At 72.4% G+C, this 25885-nt stretch carries 26 protein-coding genes; 9 read left to right on the top strand and 17 right to left on the bottom strand.

From position 1 onward, the window contains the following. Positions 1-20: 20 nt before the first annotated feature. Genes Apa02nite_RS37190 through paaA form a run of 6 tightly spaced genes read right to left on the bottom strand, consistent with a single transcriptional unit; the run spans position 21 to position 4974 of the window. Positions 21-1199, bottom strand: a complete 1179-nt coding sequence (locus tag Apa02nite_RS37190) for a thiolase family protein (protein ID WP_203829218.1) — start codon at positions 1197-1199, stop codon at positions 21-23. A 20-nt stretch (positions 1200-1219) separates the two neighbouring features. Next, positions 1220-2311, bottom strand: a complete 1092-nt coding sequence (gene paaE, locus Apa02nite_RS37185; protein ID WP_203829217.1) for a 1,2-phenylacetyl-CoA epoxidase subunit PaaE — start codon at positions 2309-2311, stop codon at positions 1220-1222. Beyond that, positions 2312-2806 (bottom strand): 1,2-phenylacetyl-CoA epoxidase subunit PaaD, encoded by a 495-nt coding sequence (gene paaD / locus Apa02nite_RS37180; protein WP_203829216.1) that lies wholly within the window; start codon positions 2804-2806, stop codon positions 2312-2314. It lies immediately after the preceding gene. Next, the gene (gene paaC / locus Apa02nite_RS37175; RefSeq protein WP_203829215.1) at positions 2800-3711 is read right to left on the bottom strand and encodes a 1,2-phenylacetyl-CoA epoxidase subunit PaaC; all 912 of its coding nucleotides are present in this window, start codon (positions 3709-3711) and stop codon (positions 2800-2802) included. Before paaC ends, paaD begins: the two co-directional genes overlap by 7 nt. Before the next feature lie 10 nt (positions 3712-3721). Then, positions 3722-4015 carry a 1,2-phenylacetyl-CoA epoxidase subunit PaaB gene (paaB, locus tag Apa02nite_RS37170; protein WP_203829214.1) on the bottom strand — a complete coding sequence of 98 codons (294 nt, stop codon included), beginning with the start codon at positions 4013-4015 and terminating at the stop codon, positions 3722-3724. Continuing rightward, the gene (gene paaA / locus Apa02nite_RS37165; RefSeq protein ID WP_203829213.1) at positions 4012-4974 is read right to left on the bottom strand and encodes a 1,2-phenylacetyl-CoA epoxidase subunit PaaA; all 963 of its coding nucleotides are present in this window, start codon (positions 4972-4974) and stop codon (positions 4012-4014) included. The genes paaB and paaA overlap by 4 nt, the downstream gene beginning before the upstream one ends. 116 nt (positions 4975-5090) lie before the next feature. On the opposite strand from paaA, the gene paaZ reads away from it, so the two are divergent. Next, positions 5091-7130: a phenylacetic acid degradation bifunctional protein PaaZ gene (paaZ, locus tag Apa02nite_RS37160; RefSeq protein WP_203829212.1), complete on the top strand. Its 2040-nt coding sequence runs from the start codon at positions 5091-5093 to the stop codon at positions 7128-7130. Here paaZ and Apa02nite_RS37155 read toward each other — a convergent pair whose 3' ends face one another. Beyond that, positions 7131-7883 carry an MBL fold metallo-hydrolase gene (locus Apa02nite_RS37155; protein ID WP_203829211.1) on the bottom strand — a complete coding sequence of 251 codons (753 nt, stop codon included), beginning with the start codon at positions 7881-7883 and terminating at the stop codon, positions 7131-7133. It abuts the gene before it with no gap. Positions 7884-7958: 75 nt separating this feature from the next. Between Apa02nite_RS37155 and Apa02nite_RS37150 the strand changes: the two genes are divergently transcribed. The 3 genes from Apa02nite_RS37150 to Apa02nite_RS37140 all read left to right on the top strand — a co-directional run bounded on the left by Apa02nite_RS37150 (position 7959) and on the right by Apa02nite_RS37140 (position 10486). Next, positions 7959-8594, top strand: a complete 636-nt coding sequence (locus Apa02nite_RS37150; protein ID WP_203829210.1) for a TetR/AcrR family transcriptional regulator — start codon at positions 7959-7961, stop codon at positions 8592-8594. Between the two features lie 65 nt (positions 8595-8659). Continuing rightward, positions 8660-9535 carry a helix-turn-helix domain-containing protein gene (locus Apa02nite_RS37145; RefSeq protein WP_203829209.1) on the top strand — a complete coding sequence of 292 codons (876 nt, stop codon included), beginning with the start codon at positions 8660-8662 and terminating at the stop codon, positions 9533-9535. A 60-nt stretch (positions 9536-9595) separates the two neighbouring features. Then, complete coding sequence (locus Apa02nite_RS37140) at positions 9596-10486, top strand: MBL fold metallo-hydrolase (RefSeq protein ID WP_203829208.1); 891 nt, start codon at positions 9596-9598, stop codon at positions 10484-10486. A 274-nt stretch (positions 10487-10760) separates the two neighbouring features. On the opposite strand, the gene Apa02nite_RS37135 is transcribed toward Apa02nite_RS37140, so the two are convergent. The 3 genes from Apa02nite_RS37135 to Apa02nite_RS37125 all read right to left on the bottom strand — a co-directional run bounded on the left by Apa02nite_RS37135 (position 10761) and on the right by Apa02nite_RS37125 (position 13726). Further along, a complete protein-coding gene (locus Apa02nite_RS37135) occupies positions 10761-11960 on the bottom strand; it encodes a GAF domain-containing protein (protein WP_203829207.1) in 1200 nt (399 codons plus the stop codon). Positions 11961-12076: 116 nt separating this feature from the next. Then, entirely contained in the window at positions 12077-12865 is a 789-nt protein-coding gene (locus Apa02nite_RS37130; protein WP_203829206.1) for a maleylpyruvate isomerase N-terminal domain-containing protein, read from the bottom strand. A 15-nt stretch (positions 12866-12880) separates the two neighbouring features. Then, entirely contained in the window at positions 12881-13726 is an 846-nt protein-coding gene (locus Apa02nite_RS37125; protein ID WP_203829205.1) for an SDR family NAD(P)-dependent oxidoreductase, read from the bottom strand. Between the two features lie 69 nt (positions 13727-13795). Between Apa02nite_RS37125 and Apa02nite_RS37120 the strand changes: the two genes are divergently transcribed. Both Apa02nite_RS37120 and Apa02nite_RS37115 read left to right on the top strand, forming a co-directional pair. Then, positions 13796-14251 (top strand): MarR family winged helix-turn-helix transcriptional regulator, encoded by a 456-nt coding sequence (locus Apa02nite_RS37120; protein ID WP_203829204.1) that lies wholly within the window; start codon positions 13796-13798, stop codon positions 14249-14251. Positions 14252-14315: 64 nt separating this feature from the next. Then, entirely contained in the window at positions 14316-15083 is a 768-nt protein-coding gene (locus tag Apa02nite_RS37115; RefSeq protein ID WP_203829203.1) for an intradiol ring-cleavage dioxygenase, read from the top strand. Positions 15084-15087: 4 nt separating this feature from the next. Here Apa02nite_RS37115 and Apa02nite_RS37110 read toward each other — a convergent pair whose 3' ends face one another. Then, positions 15088-15555: a glutathione peroxidase gene (locus Apa02nite_RS37110; protein ID WP_344573939.1), complete on the bottom strand. Its 468-nt coding sequence runs from the start codon at positions 15553-15555 to the stop codon at positions 15088-15090. 141 nt (positions 15556-15696) lie between these two features. Here Apa02nite_RS37110 and Apa02nite_RS37105 point away from each other — a divergent pair, with 141 nt between their 5' ends. The 3 genes from Apa02nite_RS37105 to Apa02nite_RS37095 all read left to right on the top strand — a co-directional run bounded on the left by Apa02nite_RS37105 (position 15697) and on the right by Apa02nite_RS37095 (position 18974). Then, entirely contained in the window at positions 15697-17181 is a 1485-nt protein-coding gene (locus Apa02nite_RS37105; RefSeq protein WP_203829202.1) for a GGDEF domain-containing protein, read from the top strand. Between the two features lie 78 nt (positions 17182-17259). Then, positions 17260-18105, top strand: a complete 846-nt coding sequence (locus Apa02nite_RS37100; RefSeq protein ID WP_203829201.1) for a glycosyltransferase family protein — start codon at positions 17260-17262, stop codon at positions 18103-18105. Further along, positions 18102-18974: a glycosyltransferase family 2 protein gene (locus Apa02nite_RS37095; RefSeq protein WP_203829200.1), complete on the top strand. Its 873-nt coding sequence runs from the start codon at positions 18102-18104 to the stop codon at positions 18972-18974. Before Apa02nite_RS37100 ends, Apa02nite_RS37095 begins: the two co-directional genes overlap by 4 nt. Positions 18975-19015: 41 nt before the next feature. Here Apa02nite_RS37095 and Apa02nite_RS37090 read toward each other — a convergent pair whose 3' ends face one another. The 6 genes from Apa02nite_RS37090 to Apa02nite_RS51410 form a co-directional block, all read right to left on the bottom strand. Then, the gene (locus Apa02nite_RS37090; protein WP_203829199.1) at positions 19016-20122 is read right to left on the bottom strand and encodes a sugar ABC transporter substrate-binding protein; all 1107 of its coding nucleotides are present in this window, start codon (positions 20120-20122) and stop codon (positions 19016-19018) included. Then, positions 20119-21030, bottom strand: a complete 912-nt coding sequence (locus Apa02nite_RS37085; protein ID WP_203829198.1) for a PfkB family carbohydrate kinase — start codon at positions 21028-21030, stop codon at positions 20119-20121. Before Apa02nite_RS37085 ends, Apa02nite_RS37090 begins: the two co-directional genes overlap by 4 nt. After that, positions 21027-22241 (bottom strand): AGE family epimerase/isomerase, encoded by a 1215-nt coding sequence (locus Apa02nite_RS37080; protein ID WP_239164802.1) that lies wholly within the window; start codon positions 22239-22241, stop codon positions 21027-21029. Before Apa02nite_RS37080 ends, Apa02nite_RS37085 begins: the two co-directional genes overlap by 4 nt. Before the next feature lie 6 nt (positions 22242-22247). After that, positions 22248-23087, bottom strand: coding sequence for a LacI family DNA-binding transcriptional regulator (locus tag Apa02nite_RS37075; RefSeq protein WP_203829197.1), 840 nt, complete (start codon positions 23085-23087; stop codon positions 22248-22250). A gap of 77 nt (positions 23088-23164) precedes the next feature. Continuing rightward, positions 23165-24163: a glycosyl hydrolase gene (locus Apa02nite_RS37070; protein ID WP_239164801.1), complete on the bottom strand. Its 999-nt coding sequence runs from the start codon at positions 24161-24163 to the stop codon at positions 23165-23167. Positions 24164-24402: 239 nt separating this feature from the next. Beyond that, on the bottom strand, positions 24403-25764 hold the full coding sequence (locus Apa02nite_RS51410) for an ROK family transcriptional regulator (protein WP_239164800.1): 1362 nt from the start codon (positions 25762-25764) through the stop codon (positions 24403-24405). Positions 25765-25885: the final 121 nt, after the last annotated feature.

Raw genomic sequence — 25885 nt, 5'->3', positions numbered from 1 at the left:
GTCGCTGAGCGCGGCGCCGGTCACACCCGTTCCACCAGCAGCGCACTGCCCTGGCCCACGCCTACGCACATGGTCGCCAGCCCGCGCCGGCCGCCGGAACGGTCCAGCCGGCCGAGCAGGGTGACCAGGATCCGGGTGCCGGAGGCGCCGAGCGGGTGACCGAGGGCGATGGCGCCGCCGTCGGCGTTCACCCGTTCCGGGTCCAGGCCGAGGTCGCTGACACAGGCCAGGGACTGGGCCGCGAACGCCTCGTTGAGCTCGACCGCGTCCAGGTCGTCGACGGTCCAGCCGGCCCGGTCCAGGACCTTGCGGGTGGCCGGCACCGGGCCGATCCCCATGATCTCCGGCGGGACACCGGCGTTGGCCGCGCCGACCAGCCGGGCGCGCGGGGTGAGCCCGGAGCGTTCCAGGAAGCGGTCGCTGACGATCACGACGGCGGCCGCGCCGTCGTTGAGCGAGGAGGAGTTCCCGGCGGTGATCAGGCCACCCTCGCCGTGGATCGGCCGCAGCCCGGCGAGCCGGTCGAGGCTGGTGTCGGCGCGCGGGCCCTCGTCGGTGCCGACGCTGCCGCCGCGGACCGGGACCGGAACGATCTCGTCGGCGAAGTGACCGTTCTTGATCGCTGCGACGGCGCGCTGGTGTGAGCGCAGCGCGAACGCGTCGAGCTCCTCGCGGGTCAGCTTCCAGCGTTCGGCGACGGTCTCGGCGGTCTGCGGCATCGTGGCGGTCGTCGCCGGGTCGAACCGCGGGTTGGTGAAGCGCCAGCCGATCGAGGTGTCGAAGCTGGCGCCGGGCTTGGCGAACGCCTTCGACGGCTTCTCGGTGACCCACGGCGCGCGGGTCATCGACTCCACCCCGCCAGCCACGATCACGTCGGCGTCCCCGGCGACGATCAGCGCGCGGGCGGTCGCGACCGCGGTGAGCCCGGAGGCGCACAGCCGGTTCACGGTGAAGCCGGGCACCGTGTCGGGCAGGCCGGCCAGCAGCGCGGCCATCCGGGCCACGTTGCGGTTGTCCTCACCGGCCTGGTTGGCCGCGCCGAGGATCACCTCGTCGACGGCGGCCGGCTCGATCCCGGCCCGCGCGACCGCCTCCGCGACCACCAGGGCAGCGAGGTCGTCGGGGCGGACGTGGGCGAGCGCGCCGCCATAACGGCCGATCGGCGTCCGCACACCGGAGAGGACAAAAGCTTCAGACATCAGGGGGCTCTCCAAGAGGCTCAGGCGTCGTAGTCGACGGTTACCGCGTCGCTGACCGGGAACGTCTGGCAGGTCAGCACGAAACCCGCCTCGACCTCGGCCGGCTCCAGGGCGTAGTTGCGGCGCATGTCCACCTCACCGTCCCGGACCAGGGCCCGGCACGTGCCGCACACCCCGCCCTTGCACGCGAACGGCAGGTCGGCCCGCCCGGCCTGCGCGCCATCGAGGACCGTCACGTCACGCGGCACGCTGGTCGTGGTGCGCAGCCCGTCGAGCACCACGCTCAGCGCGGTCGTCGCACCGGTCAGTTCGGCGACCGGCCGGCGTGGCTGCGGCGGGGGCGCGTCGACGTAGAACAGTTCCACGTGGACGCGCTCGGCCGGCACACCGAGGCCGGTCAGCACCGCGCGGGCGTCCTCGATCATGGCGAGCGGGCCGCAGAGCCAGACGTGGTCGAACACCTCGGCCGGGATCAGGCCGGTGAGCAGCCGCTGCAGGCGGTCGTGGTCGAGGCGGCCGGAGAACAGCTCGGCGTCGCGGGGTTCCCGGGAGAGCACGTGGGCGACCTGCAGCCGGGCGCCGTACCGGTTCTTCAGGTCACCGAGGTCCTCGGCGAACATCACCGTGTTGCTGGTCCGGTTGCCGTAGAGCAGCGACACCTGCGCGTCCGGGTGGGCCAGCACGGTGGCCGCGATGGAGAGCAGCGGGGTGATCCCGGAGCCGGCCGCGATGCACAGGTGCCGTTCACCGCGCGACGGGTCGGCGTCCCAGGCGCCGGTCGGGGTCTGCACCTCGATGACCGTTCCGGGCTTCACGTCGTGCACGAGCCAGGACGAGAAGAGGCCGTCCGGGATCTCGCGCACCCCGATACGCGGCGGCGCGCCGACCGGGGCGCAGATCGAGTAGGAACGGCGCTCCTCCCGGCCGTCGATCACTCGGCGGAGGGTGAGCGATTGTCCGGCGCGGAACGCGTACAAAAGAAGCAGTTGATCGGGAATGTCGAAGGTCACCGCGACCGCGTCGTCGCAGAGACGTTCGACGGCGCTGACCCGCAGCGCGTGGAACGTGGGTGAGGTCCGCGGCCGGACCACGTCGCTGACGGCGGCGGTCATTCAGATCTCCTTGACGTGGTCGAACGGCTCGAAGCAGTCCACGCAGCGATAGAGCGCCTTGCATGCGGTGGCGCCGAACTCCGAGATCACCTCGGTGCGGGCCGAGCCGCAGCGCGGGCAGGTCAGGGCACGCCGGGTCGGACTGAGCGTGAGACCGACCGGGCCCTTCTTAGCCGGGCCGGGCGCGGACAGGCCGGCGGCGCGCAACTCGGCCCGGCCGTGCTCGGTGATCCAGTCGCTGGACCAGGCGGGGGAGAGCACCACCCGCACCTCCACCCGCGGGAACCCCGCGTCGGTCAGCCGGTGCACCAGGTCGTCACGCATGGTGGCCATCGCCGGGCAGCCCGAATAGGTCGGGGTGATCGACACGACGACGACTTCCCCGTCCACCTCGGTGTCGCGCAGCACGCCCAGGTCGGCCAGGGTCAGCATCGGCATCTCGGGGTCACGGACCGTGCCGGCGACGGCGGCGGCCCGCTCCCGCAGGCTCACCATCGGCCGCTGGGGTGGGCGCGCGCGACCACCTGCATCTCGGCCAGCATCCGGCTCAGCGCCTCGGTGTGCATCCCGTCGCGGCCGGTGCGCCCGCCGATCCCGGCCAGCGGCGCGCGTTGCGGGCGGTCCACCTCGGCGACCGCGAGCACCTGGTCGAGCACGGCGTCGGTCTCGTCGCGGACGCCGGCCGGGTCGACGCCGACGCCGGCCGCGGCGAGCGACAGTTCGACCGGGTGCGCGGTGACCAGCTCGTCGCGCAGCGGCCAGAGCTGTTCCAGCGCGCTGACCAGTCGTTTCCGGGATTCCTCGGTGCCCTGCGCGAGGGTGAGGAACCAGCGCCCGGCCCAATCCCGGTGGTAGGTCAGCTCCTTGACCCCTTTGGCCGCGACCGCGGCCAGGACCGCGTCACCACTGCCGCTGAGCCGCTGCAGCACCGCGAGCCTCGCGATCGAGAAAAGCAGCAGTCGTACGACTACGTGAGCGAAGTCGCCGTTCACCACCTCGGCCAGCCGGACGTTGCGGAACTGCCCGGCCTCGCGGAAGAACGCGAGCGCGTCCTCGGCCGGAACCGGGGAACCCGCGGGCAGCACCGGCACGACGGCCGGGTCGGCGGCCGCGGCCCGGGCGAGCAGCAACCGCGCCTGCCCGAGCAGGTCCAGGGCCATGTTCGCGAGGGCGATGTCCTCCTCGAGCTCCGGCGCGCGGCTGCACCACTCGGCCAGCCGCTGGGAGAGCACGAGCGTGTCGTCGCCGAGCATCAGGCAGTACGCCGCCAGCTCGCCGCCGTCGACCCCGGCCGGCACGGTGGTGTCGACACCGGCCAGGGGATCCTCGAAGTCGGTGCCGAACGCCCACTGCGACGAGTCGCCGCCGAGCAGGCCGTCGTAGACGCTGTCGTGGTTCATCAGGCTTCTCTCACATGTGGGGGACGTCGTCGGGGATCTCGTAGAACGTGGGATGCCGGTAGACCTTGTCGCCGCTCGGCGCGAACAGCGGGTCCTTCTCGTCCGGGCTGGACGCGGTGATCATGTCGGCGCGGACCACCCAGATGCTCACGCCCTCGTTGCGCCGGGTGTAGACGTCCCGGGCGCTGCGCAGCGCGAGGGTGTCGTCGGGCGCGTGCAGCGAGCCGACGTGCACGTGGTTCAGGCCCCGCTTGCCGCGGACGAACACCTCGTAGAGCGGCCAGTCCCGCCGGTCGGCGCTCATCGGGCACCGGCCTTCGCGGCGCTGCGGGCGGCGAACGCGGTGGCGGCCTCGCGGACCCACGCGCCGTCCTCGTGCGCGGCGCGGCGGTGCGCCATCCGCTCGGTGTTGCACGGGCCGTTGCCCCGGATCACGGCGGTCAGCTCGCTCCAGTCCGGTTCGCCGAAGTCGTGGTGATCACGCTCGGCGTTCCAGCGCAGTGCCGGGTCGGGCAGTGTGACGCCGAGCGCCTGCGCCTGCGGGACGGTCATGTCGACGAACTTCTGCCGCAGCTCGTCGTTGGAGTTGCGCTTGACGCCCCAGGCCATCGACTGCTCGGTGTTCGGCGACTCGGCGTCCGGCGGGCCGAACATCATCAGCGACGGCCACCAGAACCGGTCGACCGACTCCTGCACCATGGCGCGCTGCGCGTCGGTGCCGTCCATCATCGTGCGGAGCAACTCGTAGCCCTGCCGCTGGTGGAACGACTCCTCCTTGCAGATCCGGATCATGGCCCGGCCGTACGGGCCGTACGACGTGCGGCACAGCGGGACCTGGTTGCAGATCGCGGCGCCGTCGACGAGCCAGCCGATCGTGCCGACATCGGCGTACGAGAGGGTCGGGTAGTTGAAGATGGAGGAGTACTTCTGCCGGCCGGAGAGCAGCATGTCGACCAGCTCGGAGCGCGCGATGCCGAGCGTCTCGCAGGCCGAGTAGAGGTACAGCCCGTGGCCGGCCTCGTCCTGGACCTTGGCCAGCAGGATCGCCTTGCGTCGCAGTGACGGCGCCCGGCCGATCCAGTTGCCCTCCGGCTGCATGCCGATGATCTCGGAGTGCGCGTGCTGGGCGATCTGCCGGATCAGCGTCTTCCGGTAGCCGTCCGGCATCCAGTCGCGCGGCTCGATCCGGTCGTGGTGCGCGATCGTCGCGTCGAACGCGGCTTGCCGAGCAGCCTCCGCCGGCTCCACGGGTGTCGTCGACATGGCTCCTCTTCCGGGGACGTTGGCATTTACCTAACGATCGGTCTGTAATAACGTGACACGGACGTGGCACTCAGCGCAACCGTTCGCCGCGATCGGGACCTGTGAGAGGAGGCAGCATGAGCACGCTGCTGGAGAGTTACGCCGCCGGACGGTGGTTCCGCGCCGCCGATGAGGGCGACCCGCTGCTGGACGCCGCCACCGGCGAGGAGGTCGCCCGGATCTCGAGCCGTGGGCTCGACCTCGGCGCGATGGTGCGTCACGCGAAGGAAACCGGTGGTCCCGCGCTGCGGGCGCTGACGTTCCACCAGCGGGCGTCGCTGCTCAAGGCGGTCGCCAAGCACCTCGGCGCGAGCCGGGACGAGTTCGGCGCGCTGTCCACCCGCACCGGCGCGACCGTGCGGGACACCGCGGTGGACGTGGACGGCGGCATCGGCACGCTGTTCAGCTTCGCCAGCAAGGGCGTGCGGGAGCTGCCGAACGACACGATCGTGCTGGACGGGGGACTCGAACGGCTCGGCAAGGAAGGCACCTTCGTCGGGCAGCACATCTACACGTCGCGGCCCGGTGTCGCCGTCCAGATCAACGCCTTCAACTTCCCGGTCTGGGGCATGCTCGAGAAGCTCGCCCCGGCCCTGCTCGCCGGGCTGCCGACCATCGTGAAACCGGGCAGCCAGACCGCCTACCTGACCGAGCTGGTCGTCCGGCGCATCATCGAGTCCGGGATCCTGCCCGAGGGCGCCCTGCAGCTGATCTGCGGCAGCGCCGGCAGCCTGCTCGACGAGCTGACCGTGCAGGACTCGGTGGCGTTCACCGGCTCGGCGCACACCGCCGGCATCCTGCGCCGCCACCCGAACGTCATCGACGGCGGCGTGCGGCTCGGCGTCGAGGCCGACTCGCTGAACTGCTCCATCCTCGGCCCGGACGTGCGGGTCGACGACCCGGAGTTCGATCTGTTCGTCAAGGGCGTGATCGCCGAGATGACGGTCAAGGCCGGGCAGAAGTGCACCGCGATCCGCCGGGTCATCGTGCCGTCGTCGATCGCCGGCGCGGTGGTCGACGCGCTGGCCGCCAAGCTGGCCCGGATCACCGTGGGCGACCCGCGCAACCCGGACGTCCGGATGGGCGCGCTGGCCAGTCTCGGACAGCGTGACGAGGTGCGCAAGGCGATCGAGGCGCTGCGGGCCAGCTCCGAGGTGGTCGTCGGTGACCTGGACGGCGGGGCGCTGCTCGACGGGGACTCCGAGCGGGGCGCGTTCCTCACCCCGCTGGTGCTGCGGGCCACCCCGGGCGCGGTCGAGCCGCACAACGTCGAGCCGTTCGGGCCGGTCAGCACGGTGCTGACCTACGACGGGCTGGACGAGGCGGTCGCCCTGGCGGCCCGCGGCAAGGGCAGCCTGGTGGCGTCGGTCGCCACCCACGACCCGGACGTCGCGCGGACCGTCGTGCTCGGCCTGGCGCCCTGGCACGGCCGGGTGCTGCTGCTCGACCGGGACGACGCCAAGGAGTCCACCGGCCACGGCTCCCCGCTGCCGATGCTGGTGCACGGCGGCCCGGGGCGCGCCGGCGGCGGCGAGGAGCTCGGCGGCATCCGCGCGGTCCTGCACCACCTGCAGCGGACCGCGATCCAGGCGTCCCCGGACCTGATGACCGCGGTCACCGGGCAGTGGACCACCGGCGCGGCGCGGCTTGAGGAGGCCGTCCACCCGTTCCGCAAGAGCCTGGCCGAGCTGCGCGTCGGTGACACCATCCGCTCCGCGACGCGCACGGTCAGCCTGGCCGACATCGAGCACTTCGCCGAGTTCACCGGCGACACGTTCTATGCGCACACCGACCCGGAGGCGGCCGCCCGCAACCCGCTGTTCGGCGGCATCGTGGCGCACGGCTACCTGGTCGTCTCGCTCGCGGCCGGGCTGTTCGTCGACCCGGCGCCCGGCCCGGTGCTGGCCAACTACGGCGTCGACGAGCTGCGGTTCCTCACCCCGGTCAAGGCCGGCGACACGATCGGCGTGACGCTCACCGTCAAGCAGATCAAGCCCCGCAACAGCGCGGACTACGGCGAGGTGCGCTGGGACGCGCTGGTGACCAACCAGGACGGGTCGCCGGTCGCCACCTACGACGTGCTCACGCTGGTCGCGAAGACGCTGCCGGCTGCCTGATCACTGGATTCCGGCCCGGCGGGCCTGGTCGGCGGCGGCTTGCGGGCTGCCGGTGAACGGCTCGCCGTGGCCGGGCAGCAGCAGCTCGGCGGGCACCTCGGCGAGCCGGTCCAGGGCACCGAGCGCGGCCGCGCTGTCGTGGGTGAATCCGCGGCAGACCAGGGTGGGGCCGACGTGCCCGGTGAGCCCGTCGTGGGTGACCAGCGCGTCGCCGGTGAACAGCACACCCAGCTCGGGGAAGTGGTAGGCGGTGCTGCCCGGTGTGTGCCCGGCCAGCACCACCGCCGCCGGGCGGCCGGGCACCGCGTCCAGTCGCTGATCGGCGCGGAACGTCCGTACCTCAGAGATCTTGCCGGCGGTGAAACCGCCCTGCCGGGCCAGGTGCAGCGGGGTGCCGATCGCGGCCGGGCGGCGCAGCAGATACGGCAGCATCGAGCGTTCCGGCTTCGCGTGCCGCAGCGCGCTGCGCGGCCCGTCGGCCAGGATCGGCGCGTCGGCCTCGTGCACCCAGATCTCCGCGCCGGCCGCGTGCAGGGTGGCCGCGAGCCCGGTGTGGTCCGGGTGGCCGTGGGTGAGCAGCACCGCGCGGATGTCGCGCAGGCGCCGCCCGGTGCCGGCCAGGTGCTCCTCGAGCTGCCGGCGGTGGCCGGGCAGCCCGGCGTCGACCAGGATCGGCCCGTCGGGGTGCTCGACCAGGTAGAACCCGGCGACGTCGTCACCGAGACGGACGATGCCGGTGCGTACTTCAGACATGGTTCCTCCGGAAGAGCCGATCTTCGTCAACATTCGATACAGTACGCTGTAACGAAAGTTTGGGAAGGGTGTCACATGTCATCACCGGAGCAGACCCGCAGGCCGTACGACGCGAGCGGTCGCCAGGAAGCCGCCCGCCACACCCGCGCCGCGGTGCTGGACGCGTTCCGGGAGCTGCTCGTCGCCGACGGCTATCGCGCCGCCACCATCCGCGCCGTCGCGGAGCGGGCCGGTGTCTCGGCCGAGACGGTCTACAAGACGTTCGGTGGCAAACCCGGGCTGACCAAGGCGCTCTGGGACACCACCCTGGCCGGTGACGACGAGCCGGTGACGATGGCCGAGCGGGCGCAGTTGCGCGCGGTGTGGGCCGAGCCGGACCCGGTGGCGAAGGCGCGGGGGTATGCCGGGTTCGTGCGGGGGGTCAACGAGCGGCTGGCCACGCTGGCCGGGCTGCTGAGTCAGGCCGGTCCCGAGGCGGCGGCCGTGCTGGACGCCAGTGAGCGGGAGCGGCGGGCCGGGGTCGGCGCGTTCGTGGCGCATCTCGCCGAGGCCGGCCTGCTGCGGGCGGGTGCCGACGCGGAGCTGGTCGCGGACGCCTGCTGGGTGCTGACCGGGCCGCGGCCGTACACCGAGCTCACCGTGGGCCGGGGCTGGGCGGCGGCGGACTACGAGGGGTGGCTGGCGCGCGTGCTCGCGGCGGATCTGCGCTGACGCGTGGCCGGTCGTACCCCTGGCAGGGTGTGGCTGGCCCGCGGCCCGGTGCCGATACTCGTCTCATGGACAACAGGCGGCAGCTCGGAGAGTTCCTGCAGACGCGCCGATCGCAGGTGCGGCCGCAGGATCTGGGGCTCGACGAGTACGGCGACCGGCGCCGGGTGCCGGGCCTGCGCCGCGAGGAGCTGGCCCTGCTGGCCGGGGTCAGCGCGTCGTACTACGCCCGGCTGGAGCAGGGTTACGCGCTGAACGCCTCCCCGGAGGTGCTCGACGCGATCGCCCGGGCGCTGCGCCTCGACGCCGCCGAACGACGGCACCTGACCGACCTGGCCGCGGGCACCCGGGTCCGCACGCCGTCGCGCCGTTCCCCGCCGGAGCGGATGACGGCCCAGCTGGAGCAGCTGGTCGAGGCGATGGGTGAGGCCCCGGTGCTGGTGCTCGGCCGGATCGGTGACGTGCTGGCCTGGAACCGGATGGGCCACGCCCTCTACGCCGGCCACCTCGACGTGACCGGTCCCGATCAGCCCCGGCACCGGCCGAACATGTCCCGCCTGATCTTCCTGGACGCACACACCCGCGAGCTGTACGCGGACTGGCCGGCCAAGGCCCGCGCCGCGGTCGGCACCCTGCGGCTGGCGGCCGGGCAGTTCCCGAACGATCCGGCGCTCGCGGCGCTGCTCGGTGACCTGACCGTGCGCAGTCCGGAATTCGCCGAGATGTGGGCGGCGCACCGGGTCAAGGCGGCCGGGCACGCCACCTACGAGATGCGGCATCCGCTGGTCGGCGCGATGACCGTGACCCAGCAGTCGCTGCGCACCGAGCAGGGCGGCATCGTGGTGATCGCCACCACCGAGCCTGGCTCACCGTCCCGGGCGGCGATGTCGCTGCTGGCGCACGGCACCACGGTCGTCAACCCGGCCCCGGCCCTGCGCGACTGAATCTGATCACCCCCGCGGCGTGCGTGGACAGCGCGCGCCCAAAAACTGGGAGCAAAAGTCATGAACAACATCAAACTGGGCGACGTCACGGTGACCCGGGTCGAGGAGATGCACGGGCCGCTGATGCCCACCGGCGCGTTCTTCCCGACCGTGCCGGACGAGGTCTGGCAGCGCCACGAGGCCGCGCTGACCCCGGACCACCTCGCCGACGGCATCGTGCACGCGGCCATGCAGACCTGGGTGCTGCGCAGCGAGGGCCGCACCATCCTGATCGACACCGGCGTCGGCAACGACAAGCCCCGCCCGGCCGTCGAGTTCTGGGACCACCTGAGCACCGACTTCCTCGGCAGCCTGGCCCGGGCCGGCGTCCAGCCGGAGGACGTCGACCTGGTGGTCAACACGCACCTGCACGTCGACCACATCGGCTGGAACACCCGCCTGGTCGACGGCGAGTGGGTGCCGACCTTCCCGAACGCGACCTACCTGATGCCCCGGCCCGACGTGGTCTTCTGGGACCCGGCGAACAACCCGGCCATCGCCGGCGGCGTCAACGAGAACGCGTTCGCCGACAGCGTCGTCCCGGTGCTCAGCTCCGGTCAGGTCCAGCAGTGGGAGGGCAGCCACGACATCGACGCGAACCTGCGCCTGGAGGCCGCGCCCGGCCACACCCCCGGCTCGAGCGTGCTGAAACTGACGTCCGGCACCGACCGTGCCCTGTTCGCCGGCGACCTGGTCCACACCCCGCTGCAGGTGATGGAACTCGGTCACAGCAGCTGCTTCTGCGAGGACCCGCGGGCCGCCGGGAACAGCCGCCGCAAGCTGCTCGGCTGGGCCGCCGACACGGGAGCGCTGGTGCTCCCGGCCCACTTCAGCGGCCACGGCGCGCTGGAGATCGCCCGCGACGCCGGCGCCTTCACGATCAAGCAGTGGTCATCGCTCAGCCGCCTCTGAAAACCCCTTTCCGGTACGCCTACGGAGCGCACGTCCGCAGGCGACGAGCCACGTCCCGCCCGTGAGGCCGACGCCGGACCGCCCCCACTCCCGACCGCAGCGCGACTCGCGGCGTCGGCTGGTTTCCAGGGGTGTCTCGAAGGCTCGGAGGCACCTCTGAGAGCCAGCCGGGGGTCGGGACGCGCGGCCGGAGTCTGGGGTGGCGCGGTGTCGCGTCGGCCTCACGGGCGGGACGTGACTGCGGGCGGCGCTCGGTGGGCGTACCCGATAGGGGTCAGCGGTTGAGGTAGGTGGCCAGGCCGCCGAGCTCTTCGCTGGCGATGAAGACCGAGCGGACGTTGATGATGACCTCTTCGACGTGGGCCGGGCAGCCCCACGCCGCGTCGCCCCACGAGTCGGCGAGCTTGATCTCGGCGGTTTCGGGGCAGCCGGCTTTGCCGCCGAGCTGGCAGCGTTCCGGGTGCGGGGCGGTGGCCTGTGCCGCGGCGGCGGTGCGCATCTGCGCGGCGAGTTCGGCGGCCGCGGCGGCGCGCTCCTCGGCCTCGGCGCGCAGCTTCTGCTCGGCCAGGACCGCCTTGGTCAGCTCGTCGCGGGCGGACGCGGCGTGGGCCTCGGCGACCGTTTTCGCCTGCTCGATGTGGTGGCGTTCGATGGCCAGGGCCGCGGTGCCGGCGAAGATCTGGGCCAGGGCCAGGTCGGAGTCCTGCGGGACGCGCGGGGTGTGGTGGTACATCGCGAACGTGCCGAGCAGGCTGCCGTCGCGGGCCAGGATCGGCGTGGACCAGCAGGCGGCCAGGCCGGCCCGGCCGGCCAGGTCCTTGAAGTCGGCCCAGAACGGGTCGGTGGTGATGTCCGTGACTATCACCGGTTCCCGGCGGTGGGCTGCGGTGCCGCAGGAACCGACACCGTCGCCGGTGGCGATCCCGTCGATCGCCTCGTTGTAGAAGTCCGGCAGGCTGGGCGCGGCGCCGTGCCGCAGGTGCAGCCCGTCCGGGTCGGCGAGCAGCACCGAGACGAGCACCTCCTGCGGCGCCAGGTCCTCGATCTTGCGGGCCATCCCGTCGAGCACCTCGGCCAGCGGCGCCTGCCGGGCGATCTGCTCCAGCAGCACCCGGTGCTCGGCCATCAGCCGCTGGGCGTGCTTGACCTGGGTGGTCTCCACGCCGATCAGGTGGATCCCGGTCACCACGCCGTCCGGGTCGAGGCGTGGCTCGTAGGTGAAGTCGAAGAACGCCTCCCGCTCGAGCGGGCCGGCACCGAGCACGATCCGGATGTCCCGGGCGGTGCGGGCCTCGCCGGTACGGAAGGCCGCGTCCAGGTCGGCGGCGAGCGCGGCGGGCGACTGCTCCGCGCCGAACGTGGCGGCGTAGGCCGGGTTCGCCGACTCCACCACGTGGGACGGGCCGGTGAGCGAGGCGAAGACCGCGGTGGACTGCCCGAAGAGGGCCCGCTGGTCGTCCGAAACCGCTGTCATGGTGTGGTCCGGCCCCTCGTCAGCGGATGTGTACCTGTGATCGCCCAACCTACGGGACGTCGCATGTACCCAGGTAACCAGTCGGTTATGCGTGACGAGGGGCCGGACGACAACGGTCAGAAACCGGGGAACGCGGCGCGCAGTTCGTCGAGCGTCACGTTGCCGGAGACCGCGAGGCCGGCCGGGGTGTGCTGCGGGGTCAACCGGCCGTAGAGCAGCCGCACCGCGGCCTCCAGCGGCCCGTCGAACGTGGCGGTGGCCGGCGTGGCGTCCGTGGTCAGCGCGGCCTTGTCGGCGAGGACGATCCGGTACGGCGTCTTGCTGATCTCGACGACCGCCGGCGCGCTGACCGCGTCGGGCTTGCCGATGAAGCCGAGCAGCATGCTGATGCCCCCGCTGAGGTGCTCGACCAGCAGCTGCGCGGACTGCTCGCTGAGCGCGGCCGCTGGGTCGACGCCGACCAGGACGTCCCAGACGTGCGGGGCGGTCTCGCTCAGCCGTATGCCGGCGAAGGACGCCAGCGACAGCGGCTCGGGCAGGAAGCCGACGTTGAACTTGAGGTCGTCGTGCCGGTCGGCCGGGATCGTCTCGAGCGCGGTGATCAGCGCGTCGTTGGCGGCGAGCGAGCCGAGCGCCTGGTCCTGCGGGCTGAGCGCGTTCCACCGGTCCCAGATGCCCTGGTTGAAGTCCGGCCCGGGCGCTTCCGCCTCGCCCAGCGCCGCGCGCAGGCCGGCGTGGGTGATCTCGGCGCCGCTGCCCAGGTGCGAGAGGACGTCGGCGATCGTCCACTCGGTGGCGCCGGACGGGCCGGTGAGCTGGTCGGCGGAGAGGCTGGGGACCGTGCCGGCGAGGAGGTCGTACTCACTGCGCAGGGCCGCGATCGTGCGGATGGCTGAGGTCGTCATGGTTCATGAGCCTAGTCAGCGGGTTCCGATCAGCTGCTGGGTCTCGGCCCACAGCTCGGCCTGCCTGCGCGGATCGTCACCGGGCGCGGCGGGCTGGATCTCGCGGTGCCCGCGGACGGTGTAGTAGCCGCCGGAGCGACCGGCGTAGGCGGGGTCGCCGGCGAGGGCGACGATGAGCCCGGCGCCGCGGGCCGGATCGCCGATCCCGAGCCGGGTGAGTGCCTTCTCCAGGGCGCCGGCGAAGCGGAGCTCGCGGCCGAGGCCGGTGGTGTTGAAGCCCGGGTCCAGGCAGTTCGCGGTGACCGTGGTGCCGGCCAGCCGCCGGGCGAGCTCCATGGTGAACATGATGCCGAGCAGCTTCGACCGGCCGTAGTGCGCGGACGATCCGCGGGCGGTGAACGGCGTCGTCGCGGTCAGGTCCGCCGGGATCCGCAGCGTGCCGTGGCGGCGCGAGGCCTCGGAGGCGACGGTGACGACCCGTGCCGCGGGAGCGCGGAGCAGGGCGGGCAGCAACGCGTCGGTGAGCAGCCACGGTGCCAGGTAGTTGACCGCGACCATCTCCGGGAAGCCGTCCGGTGTGGTGCGCTGCTCGAAGGCGTGCAGGCCGGCGTTGTTGACCAGGACGTCGACGTGGTCGTACCGGCCGGCGATCTGCGCGCCGACGCGCCGCACGTCGTCGAGCCAGGTGAAGTCGCCCAGGAACACGTCGGCCGGGTCCGAGCCGATCTCCTGACGGGTGTGCTCGGCACGCTCGCGGCTGCGGGCGGTGATCACGACGCGGGCGCCGCGGCGCGCCAGCTCGAGGGCGGCGAGGCGGCCCAGCCCGCTGGTGGCGCCGGTGATGACGATGGTGAGAGGCATGCGGGGTCCTGTCCGGCCGTACGAAAGTAGTTTGTATTTCTCCATCAAAGTAGGCAGTATAGTGGAGATATGCAAACTACTTCGGGGCGGCACGATCTCGAGCTGGCGCTCGGCGAGCAGATCAACGCGCTGGTCAGCGCGACCCGGGCGCTGAGCGAGCGCAGTGCCGCGACCTTCCACCCGCAGCTGCAACCGGCCGCGTTCCACATCGCGCGCTGGCTCTACGCGTTCGGGCCGGCGCGGCCCAGCCAGGTCGCCGAGGCGGTCGGGATGGACCGCAGCTCGACCAGCACCCTGATCGGGAAGATGCGGGCACTCGGGCTGCTGGACGCGTCACCGGCCCCGGAGGACCGGCGCGGCACCGTCGTGCGGCTGAGCGCGGACGGCCGGGACCGGGTCGCCGCGACGCTGGAGGAGCGGGGCAAGGAGTTCTACGGGCGGGTCCGGAGCTGGTCCGACGACGATCTGGGCCGGCTCGTCGCACTGCTCGGCCGGCTCACCGCCGAGCGACCCGCACTCAGCTAGACCGGCCGGTGGCCGAACCTTCCTATGGTCGGCAACCGGCCGGCTGAGCTGAGGGGGAGCCGGGATGAGTATCGAAGAACTGCACGACCACGACCTGGGGCTGTCCCACGACTTCTCGATGCTGCGCCGGCGCCGGCTGCTCGGACTGGTCGGCAGCACCACGGTGGCCGCGCTGGCCGCCGCGACCCTGGCGACGCGGGCCGAGGCGGCGGTCAAGACGATTCCGGAGGAGACCGCCGGGCCGTACCCGGGTGACGGCTCCAACGGGCCGAACGTGCTGACCACGTCGGGGTTGGTGCGCCGGGACATCCGCAAGAGCTTCGGCAAGGCGAGCGGGGTGGCCAAGGGCATCCCGCTGACCATCAAGCTCCGGCTGATCACCGCGTCCACCGGCAAGGTCGCCAAGGGGATGGCCGTCTACCTCTGGCACTGCAACCGGGACGGCAACTACTCGCTCTACAGCAAGGGCCTGACCTCGGAGAACTACCTGCGTGGCGTGCAGGCCAGCAGCAGCACCGGCTGGGTGACCTTCACCAGCATCTTCCCCGCCTGTTACGCGGGCCGCTGGCCGCACATCCACTTCGAGGTCTACCCGAGCCTCGCCAAGGCGACGAAGGTGGCCAACAAGGTGCACACCTCGCAGGTCGCGCTGCCCGCCGACGTCTGCGGCAAGGTCTACAAGACCACCGGGTACGGCGCCAGCAAGAAGAACCTGGCTCAGGTCAGCCTGGCCACCGACAACGTCTTCTCCGACGGGTACACCCTGGAGATGGCGTCGGTCAGCGGCTCGACCGCCAAGGGTTTCACCGCCACGCTGACCGTCGGGGTGTGAGTGCTCAGGCGGGCAGGGCCGCCTCGATCGCGGCGGTGACCTCGGGGGCGTCCGGCTGGGTCTTCGGGCCGAACCGGGCGCGGACCACGCCGTCCGGGCCGACCAGGAACTTCTCGAAGTTCCACCGGATGTCGCCGGTGTAGCCCTCGGCGTCCGGCTCGGTGGTCAGGCCCTGGTAGAGCGGGTGCCGGCCGTCGCCGTTGACCTCCACCTTCTCGGTCATCGGGAACGTGACGCCGTAGGTCGCGCTGCAGAACTCGGAGATCTCCTCGGCGCTGCCCGGCTCCTGCCCGCCGAACTGGTTGCACGGCACGCCCAGCACGGTGAAGCCGCGGTCCGCGTAGCGCGCGTGGATCTGCTCCAGCACCGCGTACTGCGGGGTCAGGCCGCACCGGGAGGCGACGTTGACGACCAGGGTGGCGGTGCCGCGGAACCGGTCGAGGTCGAGCGGCTCACCCCGCAGATCGGCGATCTGGACGTCGTCGTAGATGGTCGGCTGTGACACGTGGTCCTCCGGTGGCTCGTCGGGTGGATGGTGATCCACCGGGCAAGCGTAGCCAGGCCCTGGCCGCGGGATGCTTCAGTCGGCACCCGCCGTGCCGATCAAGAGGCCGTGAACAACCGGTTAGCGGCGCGGGTGGCCGCCGTCGTGCTGGCCGGGGTCGCCCTGCAGCTGATGCTGCCGCACGTCTCCGAGCGGGCCGGCCTGATCGCCTGCTGCCTGCCGATCGGGGTCGCCGGGTGGTACGCCTGGGTGGGATTCCGGCGGCAGGCCCGCGCCCAGCGTGGCCGGCAGCGCCTCGGACTGCACTTCGGCGCGATCGCCGGCGCCCTGCTCGGCACGTCCTACCTGCTCTACACCGCCGATGCGGTGATCGGCTCCCGCTCGCTGGTCGACGGCGCGGCGGACGCCTTCGGGACCGCGGCCGCGCTGATGGCGATGCCGGCCGTCCTGGTGGCCGTGCCGTCCTTCCCGAACCGGATCGCCCGGGCCACCTACGCCATCGACGTCACCACCGTGGCCGGGGCGATCTTCGCGACCGCCTGGCAGCTCGTCCTGGCCCGGGTGTTCGTCGGCCTGCACCCCGGTGAGCGCGGGGTGTTCGTGCTGACGATCCTGCCCGAGGTGATCGCCGCGGCGCTCGCGCTGATGCTGATGTCGCGCCCGGCGGCGGGCCGCTACCACTCGATGCGGACGCTGGCCGGCGGGATGGGCGCGTTCGCCCTCGCCGCGATCATCAGCGTGCACAACCAGACAGAGGGCCTGACCTGGTACGCCAACGGCCTCGGCGCGGTGTACCTGATCGCCGGGCTGGCCATCGGACTGGTCAGCCAGAGCGCGGTGGCACCGGAGGACAACGCCGCTGACGGTGAGCCCACCGGCTCCTGGAGCATTCTCCCGTACCTCCCGGTAGCTGTTGCGCTGAGCTCCGTCGCTGTTCCGTACGCGCACACCGGCGTCCTGAACCCGGTCCTGATCTGGACCCTGCTCGGCACCTCGGTGCTGGCGATGGCCCGGCAGTTCCTCAACCTGCTCGCCGTCAAGGCGCTGGTCACCGACCTGGAGGAGCAGCGGCACCGCCTGGACCACCTGGCGCACCACGACACGCTGACCGGGCTGCCGAACCGGGCCGCCTTCTACACCGGCGCCCGCGCCGTGCTCGCCCGGGCGGCGCCGGACACCATCACCGCGGTGATGGTCCTCGACCTGGACGGGTTCAAGAAGGTCAACGACACCCAGGGCCACGCGGCCGGGGACACGCTGCTCATCCAGGCCGGCGAACGGATCGGCGCGGCGCTGCGCCAGGGTGACACCGTCGCGCGCCTGGGCGGCGACGAGTTCGTGATTCTGGTCCCGGAGGTCACCGGCCTCGACGACGCCGTCGCGGCCGGCGATCGGATCCTCGAGCAGCTCGCCGCGCCGATGGTCGTCGCCGGAGTGACCATGCGGGTCAAGGGCAGCATCGGGGTCAGCGTCGCGGTCGGGCCCCGCCACGACCTCGACCAGATCCTGGCCGACGCCGACCGCGCGCTCTACCAGGCCAAGGACGCCGGCAAGGGCGTGGTCCGGTGCTTCGAACCCGCGGGACGCGGTTAGCGCCGTCGGCCACTCGGGTATCGATGCAAGACGATCAGTCAATGGGCCGCCCACTGTCCTGATGCGACGATGCAGGTCGTGTCGACGGACCGGGGGGAAACCGTGACCGGCTTGGGGGTGGTGATCCCGACGCACCGGGGCTCCGCGTTGCTGGATCGCAGCATGGCCGCGCTGGCCCGGCAGACCCGGACGCGCGGGCTGCACGTCGTGGTCGCGGTGAACGACGGCCGCGCCGACAGCTACGACCGGGCCGTCGCGCTGGCGCCGACGCTGCGGGCCGTGGGCATGCGGTGCACGGTCATCCGTACGACGGCGGGCCGGTCCGCGGCGTTACGGGCCGCCGACCGGTTGCTGCCGCCCGGGGCCCGGCTCTACCTGGACCAGGACGCGGTGCTCTCACCCCGCGCGGTGGCCGGGCTGGTCGCGGCGCTGTCGCCCGGCACCGGGGTGCACTTCGCGGTGCCGAGCCTGCGGCTGGTGTCCGCCCGCAGCGCGGTGACCCGGGCGTACTTCCGGATCTGGCGGGACCTGCCCTACGTGCGGCGGTCGCCGGCGACGTGCGGGGCCTACGCCGTGTCGGCCGAGGGGCGGTCGCGCTGGGGGGAACTGCCCGACCTGCACTCCGACGACAAGTGGGTGCGGTGGCACTTCGCCCCGCACGAGCGCCTGGTGGTCGCCTCCGAGTCGTACGAGGTGATGGCTCCGGACGGCCTGATGGACCTGCTCCGTGCGCGGCGCCGCTATCAGCGAGGCAACCGGGAGCTGGCGGATCTCGCGGCGCGGCCGCCGTTCCCGGACGACCACATCCGGCACCGGGGGATCGTCCGCTCGCTGCTGGCGAAGCCGGCGGCCTGGCCCGCGGCAGCGATCTTCCTGGCGGTGCACGCGGCCTCGCGCCTGGCCGGCCCGCAGGGGTCCCGGTGAACGATTTCGGTCCAGGGGCTGCGGTACGTGGGCGGGTCGACGTGGTGGTGCCGGCGCACGACGAGGAAGCGCTGGTCGGGGCGTGCCTGGCCGCGGTCGTGGCGGACTCGCGCGGGCTGGACGTGCGGGTGGTCGTGGTGGCGAACGGGTGTGCGGACGCCACCGCGGAGATCGCCCGGTCCGCGGGTCCCGGCGTCGACCTGGTCGTGCTGGAACTGCCGGTCGCCGGGAAGCCCGCGGCGCTGAACGCGGCGAACGAGCACCTGCGCGGCGGCCCGGTCGTCTACCTCGACGCGGACACGGTGATCACGCCGGGCACGCTGCGGGCGCTGCTGGCCGTGCTGGAGACGGCCGGTGGACCGGTCATGGCGGGGCCGCGGCCGGTCCTGGTGCGCCCCGGCGACCGGGTGGGCCGGGGGTTCGCCGAGGTCTGGTCGCGGCTGCCGTCGGTGCACGGTGACGTGTTCGGTGGCGGGTGCTACGCGGTGAACGCCGCGGGCCGGGGTCGCTGGGGCGACTTTCCGGCCGTTGTCGCCGACGACGCTTTTGTACGGTCACGGTTCGCCCGGGACGAGCGGGTGGTCGTCGACGGGGGTGGATTCCTGCTGGTGCTCCCGGGTGGTGCGGAGTTGAGCCGGGTGCTGGCCCGGTGGCGGCGGGGCAACGCGGAGCTGGCGAGGTGGCGGCGGGGCAACGGCGAGCGGCAGGAGCGGGGGCGGAGCAACGCGAGGGCCGTGCTCGCCGCGCCGGAGCTGTGGCGGCACGTGCCGGCGTTCCTCTGGGTGCAGGTGAGCAGCCGGTGGCGCCGCCGGGAGCGCTGGGCGCGGGCGGAGAGCGTGCGGAGGGCGGCTGCCACCCGTACCGCATAGGTGGTTGTCGGGCCTTCGCCGCTGGTGGATCACGCTCCTGATCAGGGTATGAGGCCGTATTTCCGGCACTTGGCCAGGTATTTCGCGGTGCAGAGCTGGTCGGTGGTGACGGCCTTGTCGCGGATGACGGTGGTCAGGATGTTGCCGGCGGTGATCGGGGTCGGCGTCAGCAGGACGGCCGGGACGTAGGCGCCCGAACCGGGATCCTTGACCTTGCCGGTGACCGGGATCTTCCGGTTCTGGACCAGCCCGATCGCCAGTTCGGCGGCCGCCTCGGCCTCGGACCGGGCGGCCTTGTAGACGGTCATGCACTGGTCGCCGGCGAGCACGTTCTGCAGGCCCGGCACGGTGGCGTCCTGACCGGTGACCGGAACGTCGCCGTTGCGGCCCTCGGCCCGGAGCACCTCGATCACCACGTCGGCGAGGTTGTCGTTGGCGGCGAGCACACCGTTGATGTCCGGCCACTGCCGGAGCATCTGGGTGAAGACGGCCTTGCCCTCGGCCGGGTCCCACGCCGGGACGAACTGGTCGGGACCCTTCAGATAGGCGCCGGTGTCGTACTTGCGCTGCAGGACCGCGTCGTAGCCGTCCTTGAACAGGGTGGCGTTGTTGTCGGTCGGCGAGCCGTTCAGCTCGGCGATCACCGGCCGGGTGGCCTTCCTGGCCCGCAGGCAGGTGATCAGGCCGTCCGCCTGCTGGACACCGATCTTCTCGTTGTCATAGCTGACGTAGTAGTCGGCGCCGCCGTTGAGCGTGAGCCGGTCGTAGTCGATCACCGGGACGTGGTGCGCCCGGGCGTTGTCGATCACGGCTTTGCCGCTCACCGAGTCCAGATTCGCGATCATCAGGACCTTCACGCCGCTGTCGAGCATGCGGGCGGCGATCGCGGTGAAGACGTCCTTGTCGCCCTCGGCATTCTGGATCTCGTACGGGACCTGGGCCGCCTCGAACGCGGCCGCCAGGGCCTGTGGGTGATCGGTCTTCCACCGGGGTGAGCTCTCGGTGTCCGGCAGCACCACCCCGACACCGTTGCGGCCCTCGCCCGAGGAGGTCACGTGCGCGTCGTCGGTCGAGGTGGGGGTGCCGCTGTCGCACGCGGTGACCAGCAGGCCGACGGCGAGGAACGTGAGCGCGGCTGGGAGTCTCATGCGGATGCTCCGAGGAGGTCGTCTCTGGTGGGTGGGGCGGCGCCCGCGCGGGCGACCGTGAGCGCGGCGGCGAGCGCCGCGTGGGAGAGCACGTCGTGCACGTCGTCGCCGGTGATGCGCCGGAGCCGGGTGCGGGCGGCGGCGCCGAGCAGGTTCCGCTGCCACAGCGCGTCGAGCAGGCCCGACATGAACGCGTCGCCGGCACCGACCGTGTCGACGACGGTGACGGCGACCCGCGGGACCGTGACGTGCACGTCGGCGGCGACCCCGAACGCGCCGTCGGCGCCCGCGGTCACGCAGACCAGGGCCGGGCCCAGACCGAGCCAGTGCCGGGCGACGTCGGCCGGTGGTGTGCCGGGGTAGAGCCAGGCGAGGTCCTCGTCGCTCGCCTTGACCACGTCGCTGGTGGCGACCAGATCCTCCACCCGGGTGCGGCAGTCGTCCGGCGCGCCGGCCAGTGAGGGCCGGATGTTCGGGTCGTAACTGATCGTCGTCGTGGCGCGGCGATCCCGCAGGAGCCGGGCGACGTCGTCGGCGCCGGGTGCCAGGAGCGCGGCTACCGAGCCGGTGTGCAGGTGGTGCGCGGGTGCGGCGGGGGCCGGGCCGTCCGGCCAGCGTGGCCAGTCGACGGCGAACCGGTATCGGGCGGAGCCGTCCGGCTGGATCTCGGCGAGGGCGCGGGAGCTCACTCCGGCGATCGGGGCCGGCAGGGTGACGCCGGAGCCGGTGAGGTGCTCGCGCAGCAGATCACCGGCCGGGTCGGCGCCGATGTGGGTCCACAGGTCGACGTCGTGACCGAGCCGGCCCAGGCCGGCGGCCACGTTGGCGGGGCTGCCGCCGGGCATCTCGCGTGCCGGTTGTGAGATCACGTCGACGATCGACTCACCGACCACCAGGAAGCGCCTCATCGGACTGCTCCGATCGCACAGGCGGCGGCCAGACCGGGGGTGAGCGGGGCGCGGGGGATCAGGGTGGCCTGCACGGCGTGGTAGAGGTCGGGCTTGCCGGACCAGGTGGCATCGGCCGGTCGGTTGCCGGGGTCCAACTCGTGCCACCACGAGCCGTTCCGCAGGTCGAGGACGTGGGCGCGGACGTAGGCGGACCAGGTGTCGTACCACTGGGCGTAGGTCGCGTCGCCGGTCCGGGTGTGCAGGGCCGCGGCCGCGGCGATCGCCTCCGCGGCGACCCAGTGCATCCGCTGCCGGACCACCGGGGTGCCGTCCCAGTCGGTGGTGTAGACGAAACCGGGCGCGCCGTCGACCGCCCATCCGTCCGCGACGGCCCGGGCGAACAGGGCTTCGGCCGCCGGGAGCAGCCAGTCCGGCGCCGCGGTGCCGAGGGTGGCCTCGAGGTGCAGGATCAGGCGCGACCACTCCAGCGCGTGCCCGACCGTGGCGCCGTACGGCTGGAACGGGTCGTCCGGCCGGTCCCGGTGATGGTCGAGCCGAGGCGTCCACCGGGCGTCGAAGTGCTCGGGCAGCCGCCAGCCGTGCTGCCGTCCGAGGCCGGCGGTCCGTTCGGTGATCGCCAGGGCTCGTTCCAGGCAGTCCGGCCGGCCGGTGGCGTCGAACGCGGCGAGCATCGCCTCGACCGCGTGCATGTTGGCGTTGAGCCCCCGGTAGTCGTCGAGCCGCTGCCAGCCGGAGTCCCACCGGTCGGCGAACATCGCGGGTCCGGGTTCCCAGAAGCGCCGTACCAGGGTGTCGAGCGCCTCGGTCAGCAGCGCCTCCGCGCCCGGGCGCCGGGCGAGCGTGCCCGAGGCCGCGGCGAGGACGACGAACGCGTGGTCATAACCGGTCTTGTCGCCTGCGGGAACGTCGTCGGAGGTGACCGAGGAGTGCCAGCCGCCGTGCCGCCGGTCGTGCAGGACGCCGGTGAGACCGGCCAGTGCCGCGTCGGCCAGCGGGCCGGCCCCGGGCACGTCGAGCAGGGCGGCCACGCTGTAGACGTGCGCCATCCGCGCGGTGATCCAGGTGCAGCGCGGTGCGTCGAGGTCCGGGGTGCCGTCGGTGCGCAGCCAGGCCGCCCCGCCCCGCGGGTGCGGAAAGGCGCGTCCGAAATCGAGCAGGCGCGAGGTCTCCTCGCGGAGCCAGCCGGTGTCCAGGGGTGAGAGGGTCAACGGTTCCTATTCCTTCACTGTGGTGTCGCGTTCGACGACGTGCGCCCGGGGCGCTTCGTAGACGTCGGCGGGCGTATCTCCCCGGAGGGTGTCGAGAACTGCCTGGCCGGCTATCTCGCCGACCCGGCTGACGTCGTGGCTCATCGCGGAGAGGGCCGGAACGGCGAGCTGACACTGGGCCGAGTCGTCCCAGGCGACCACCGAGAGATCGTCGGGAACGCGCAGTCCATGGTCCCGGATCGCGTCCAGGCCACCCAGGGCCATCAGGTCGTTGTCGTACACCATCGCGGTCGGCCGCATCGGCCCGGAGGTGAGCAACTGCCCGGTGACCGCGCGGCCGTGCTCCTGCGAGTAGTCGCCCTCGACACTGATCACGCGCAGGCCTCGGGCGGCGGCCTCGATCGCGAAGCCGCCGGAGCGCAGCTGGGTGTGCGCGAGGCGGCGCGGCCCGCTGACGTGGCCGAGCACCACGTGCCCGCGCTCGGCCAGGAACCGGACCACCTCGCGCGCGAACCCGGCGTCGTCGGTCCACACCGTCGGCAGCCCGCCGGCGGTGGACGGATCGCCGATCACCACCGCGCGCAGGCCCAGCCGGCGCACCAGGCCGACCCGGTCGTCGCCCGGGCTGAGATCGACCATGATCACGCCGTCGACCAGTTGCCCGGCCGACCACCGGCGATAGGTGGACTTCTCGGCGTCCCGATCGGTGACGACCGTGACCAGCACCGAGATGCCGGCCGGGGTCAGCACACGCTCGAGCCCCTCGATGAACTCGTGGTAGTACGGCTCCTCGCCGAGCACCTGGGAGGCCCGGGCCAGCACCAGACCGACCCGCCGCTTGGCCATCGCGTTCCTCCGTCGTTCTCTTTCGCGGGGATGAATGCCCGGCGCCGCCTGTCGGCGGACAGGCGGCGCCGGACCGATCAGAACTTGACTTCGCCCTGGTTGTAGACCCGGGGCAGGTAGTACGCGGACTGGATCTCCGCGTTGTTGTTGTTGCCGCGCAGCTGCTCGGACCAGATCATGAAGTAGGTCCACTTGGGCTGGCTGTCGAGCAGGGCCGCGGTGGGCAGCTTGCCCATCTCGGCGATCGCGATCGGCTTGCCCGCGGCGATCGACTGGATCTGCGAGTAGTCCGACGCCGAGGGGTAGTTCTTGTACCAGGCGTCGAGCGACACCACGTCGACGTAGTTGCTGCCCGGGTAATAACCCGCCCAGCCGCCGGCCGGGTTGTCCTGGACGTTCCAGACCCAGATCAGGTTGTCCAGGCCCTGGCTGTCGAAGTAGTCCTTCATCTGCTGGTAGATCTTGGCGCCGCCGTTGGTGCCCGAGCGGCCGCCCCACCAGTTCCAGGTCTCGTTCATCTCGTGGAACGGCCGCCAGAGCACCGGGATGCCGGCGTCCTTGAGCTGCTTGAGATACGGGACGACGGCGGCCATCCGGCTGCGCCAGGTGGCGTTGAGGCTTGTGCCGCCGGTGACGATCTGCTGGAACTGGGTGTTGGTGATGCTGGTCTTGACGCCGCCGTCGAAGTTGCAGGTGGCCCCGACGGTGGGGGAGCAGGCGTGCCAGGTCAGCGCGACCAGCGAGCCGTTGGCCCACTCGGTCTTGGCCTGGTCGACGACCCGTTGCCGGTTGGCGACGTCGGTGGAGTTGAACATCATGTCGCCGCCCCACAGGCCCGGCCACTGGCCGGTGATGTCGTGCGCCTGCTGGGTGTACTGGCCGGGGGAGGTGGCCGGCTCCTTGTTGTGCTGGCCGCTGACGATGTGGTTGCCGGTGATCGATTTCAGATAGTTGATGACGGTCTGCTTGGACGTGGCGGGGAACGCCTGTGCCGGGCCGGCGACCGAGACGGCCGCGGTCGCCATCAGGGCGGAGGCGGCCAGCGTCGCGGTCAGAGCGCGAACGGGGATCTTCACGGGGGTGGACCTCCTTTCGGGGGAGCGTCGCTTGTGTGACGACAGCTTCAGGGAGCTGTTACGGACGTGTCAATAGGTGCATTAATAATTTAAGTAAGCGGGAGATCAAGCGGTGGGGCGAGGAGGGTGAGCTTGATGGGTCGCGTCCTGAGGGGGTTTCGTAAGCCGCGGCTGCGCCGCGAGGGGTTGCGTGGGCCCACGGCTGCGCCGTGAGGGTTGCGTGCGGCCGCGGGGTGGCCTCAGGCCGTCTGGCCCGGGGTGTGTCCGGGCGCGACCGAGGCCTGCACCACCAGCGCCGCGGCGCCGATGCCGGCCGCGTCCCGGGGCTGCGCCGACAGTTCCACGGTCACCCCGTGCCGCCGCCGGGAGTGCGCCGTCCGCTCCAGATGACCGCGCAACCGCCGCGCGAAGATCGACCCGGCCCGGGCCACACCCGGCCCGGTGAGCACCAGCCGGCCGAGATCCAGCAGGTTCACCATCGAGGTCGCGGCCGCGCTCAGCCGTTCGGCCGCCTGGTCCAGCACCTGGTAGGCGTCCTGGTCGCCGTTGACCGCGGCCCGGGCGACGGCGTCGTAGGCACTCGACTCGCTCCCGTCCAGCGGCAGCCGGGAGCGCAGGCCCGGGTGCTCCCGCGCGGCGAGCACGATGGCGCGCATCGACGCATACTGCTCGACGCAGCCCAGGTTGCCGCACGGGCAGGAGCGCCCGGCGTAGTCGATGGACACGTGGCCGAGCTCGCCGGCGCCGAAGCTCGCCCCGCGATAGAGCGCCCCGCCGAAGACGAACCCGGCGCCGATGCCGGTGGACAGGTAGATGCAGCCGAAGGCCTGCTCGCGGGACACCCGGCGGCTCCAGAACTCACCGAGAGCCGCGGCCGCCGCGTCGTTCTCCACCAGCACCGACACGCCGAGCCGCTTCTCCAGCTCGGTGCGCACCTCAGCCGAGTCGTCACCGAGCCCAGCGGCTGCCTGCGAAAGGCCGAGCCCAGCGGCTGCCTGCGAAAGGCCGAGCCCAGCGGCTGCCTGCGGCAGACCGAGCCCGGCGCCCTGCGACAGGCCGGGCCCGGCAGCGCCCGGCGCCTGGCCGGGTTGCGCCTGGCCGGGTTGCGTCTGGCCGCCGCCGGGCTGCGGCCGATCCGCTCCGCCCGGGCCGGGCGCCGGCATGACGATGGCCAGCCCCTCGATCCGGTCGCGGGGCAGCGCGAGCCCATCCGTGAACGCGTCGAACCGCTCCGCCAGCCGGTCGGCGCGCCAGATCTCGTCAGGCAGGCGCGGGACGACCTCGCGGCCGACCACCCCGCCGGTCAGGTCGATCGCGACGCAGGTGACGGTGTCCGGCCCGAGGTTGAAGCCGACGCCGAACCGGTTGGCCGGGCTGATCGCGATGAGTTTGCGGCGCCGGCCCAGCACCGAGTCGGCCGAGCCGACCTCGTGGATGATGCCGTCGGCGATCAGGTCGCGGACGATGTTGGAGATCGACGGCTGGGTGAGCCCGGTCAGCTCGGCGAGCTCGACCCGGCTGATGGCCACTGAGGACCGGACCACGTCGACGATCAGAGCGCGACTTCCCGGTCCGGCTGCGGGTGCTTCTCGACGAGCCATAAACGGGTGTCTCCGGTTCATGTCCTGCGCGAGCGGCCAGTCCGCTCCGTCGCTAACTTACCGCCGCGGTGGATCCCGAGTGTGACGCACGGTCCCGCCGGGAATCCAAAATAAATTAGTA

The organism is Actinoplanes palleronii, from assembly GCF_016862315.1.
GTDB lineage: Bacteria > Actinomycetota > Actinomycetes > Mycobacteriales > Micromonosporaceae > Actinoplanes > Actinoplanes palleronii.
This window is presented reverse-complemented; position numbering and strand designations above follow the sequence as displayed.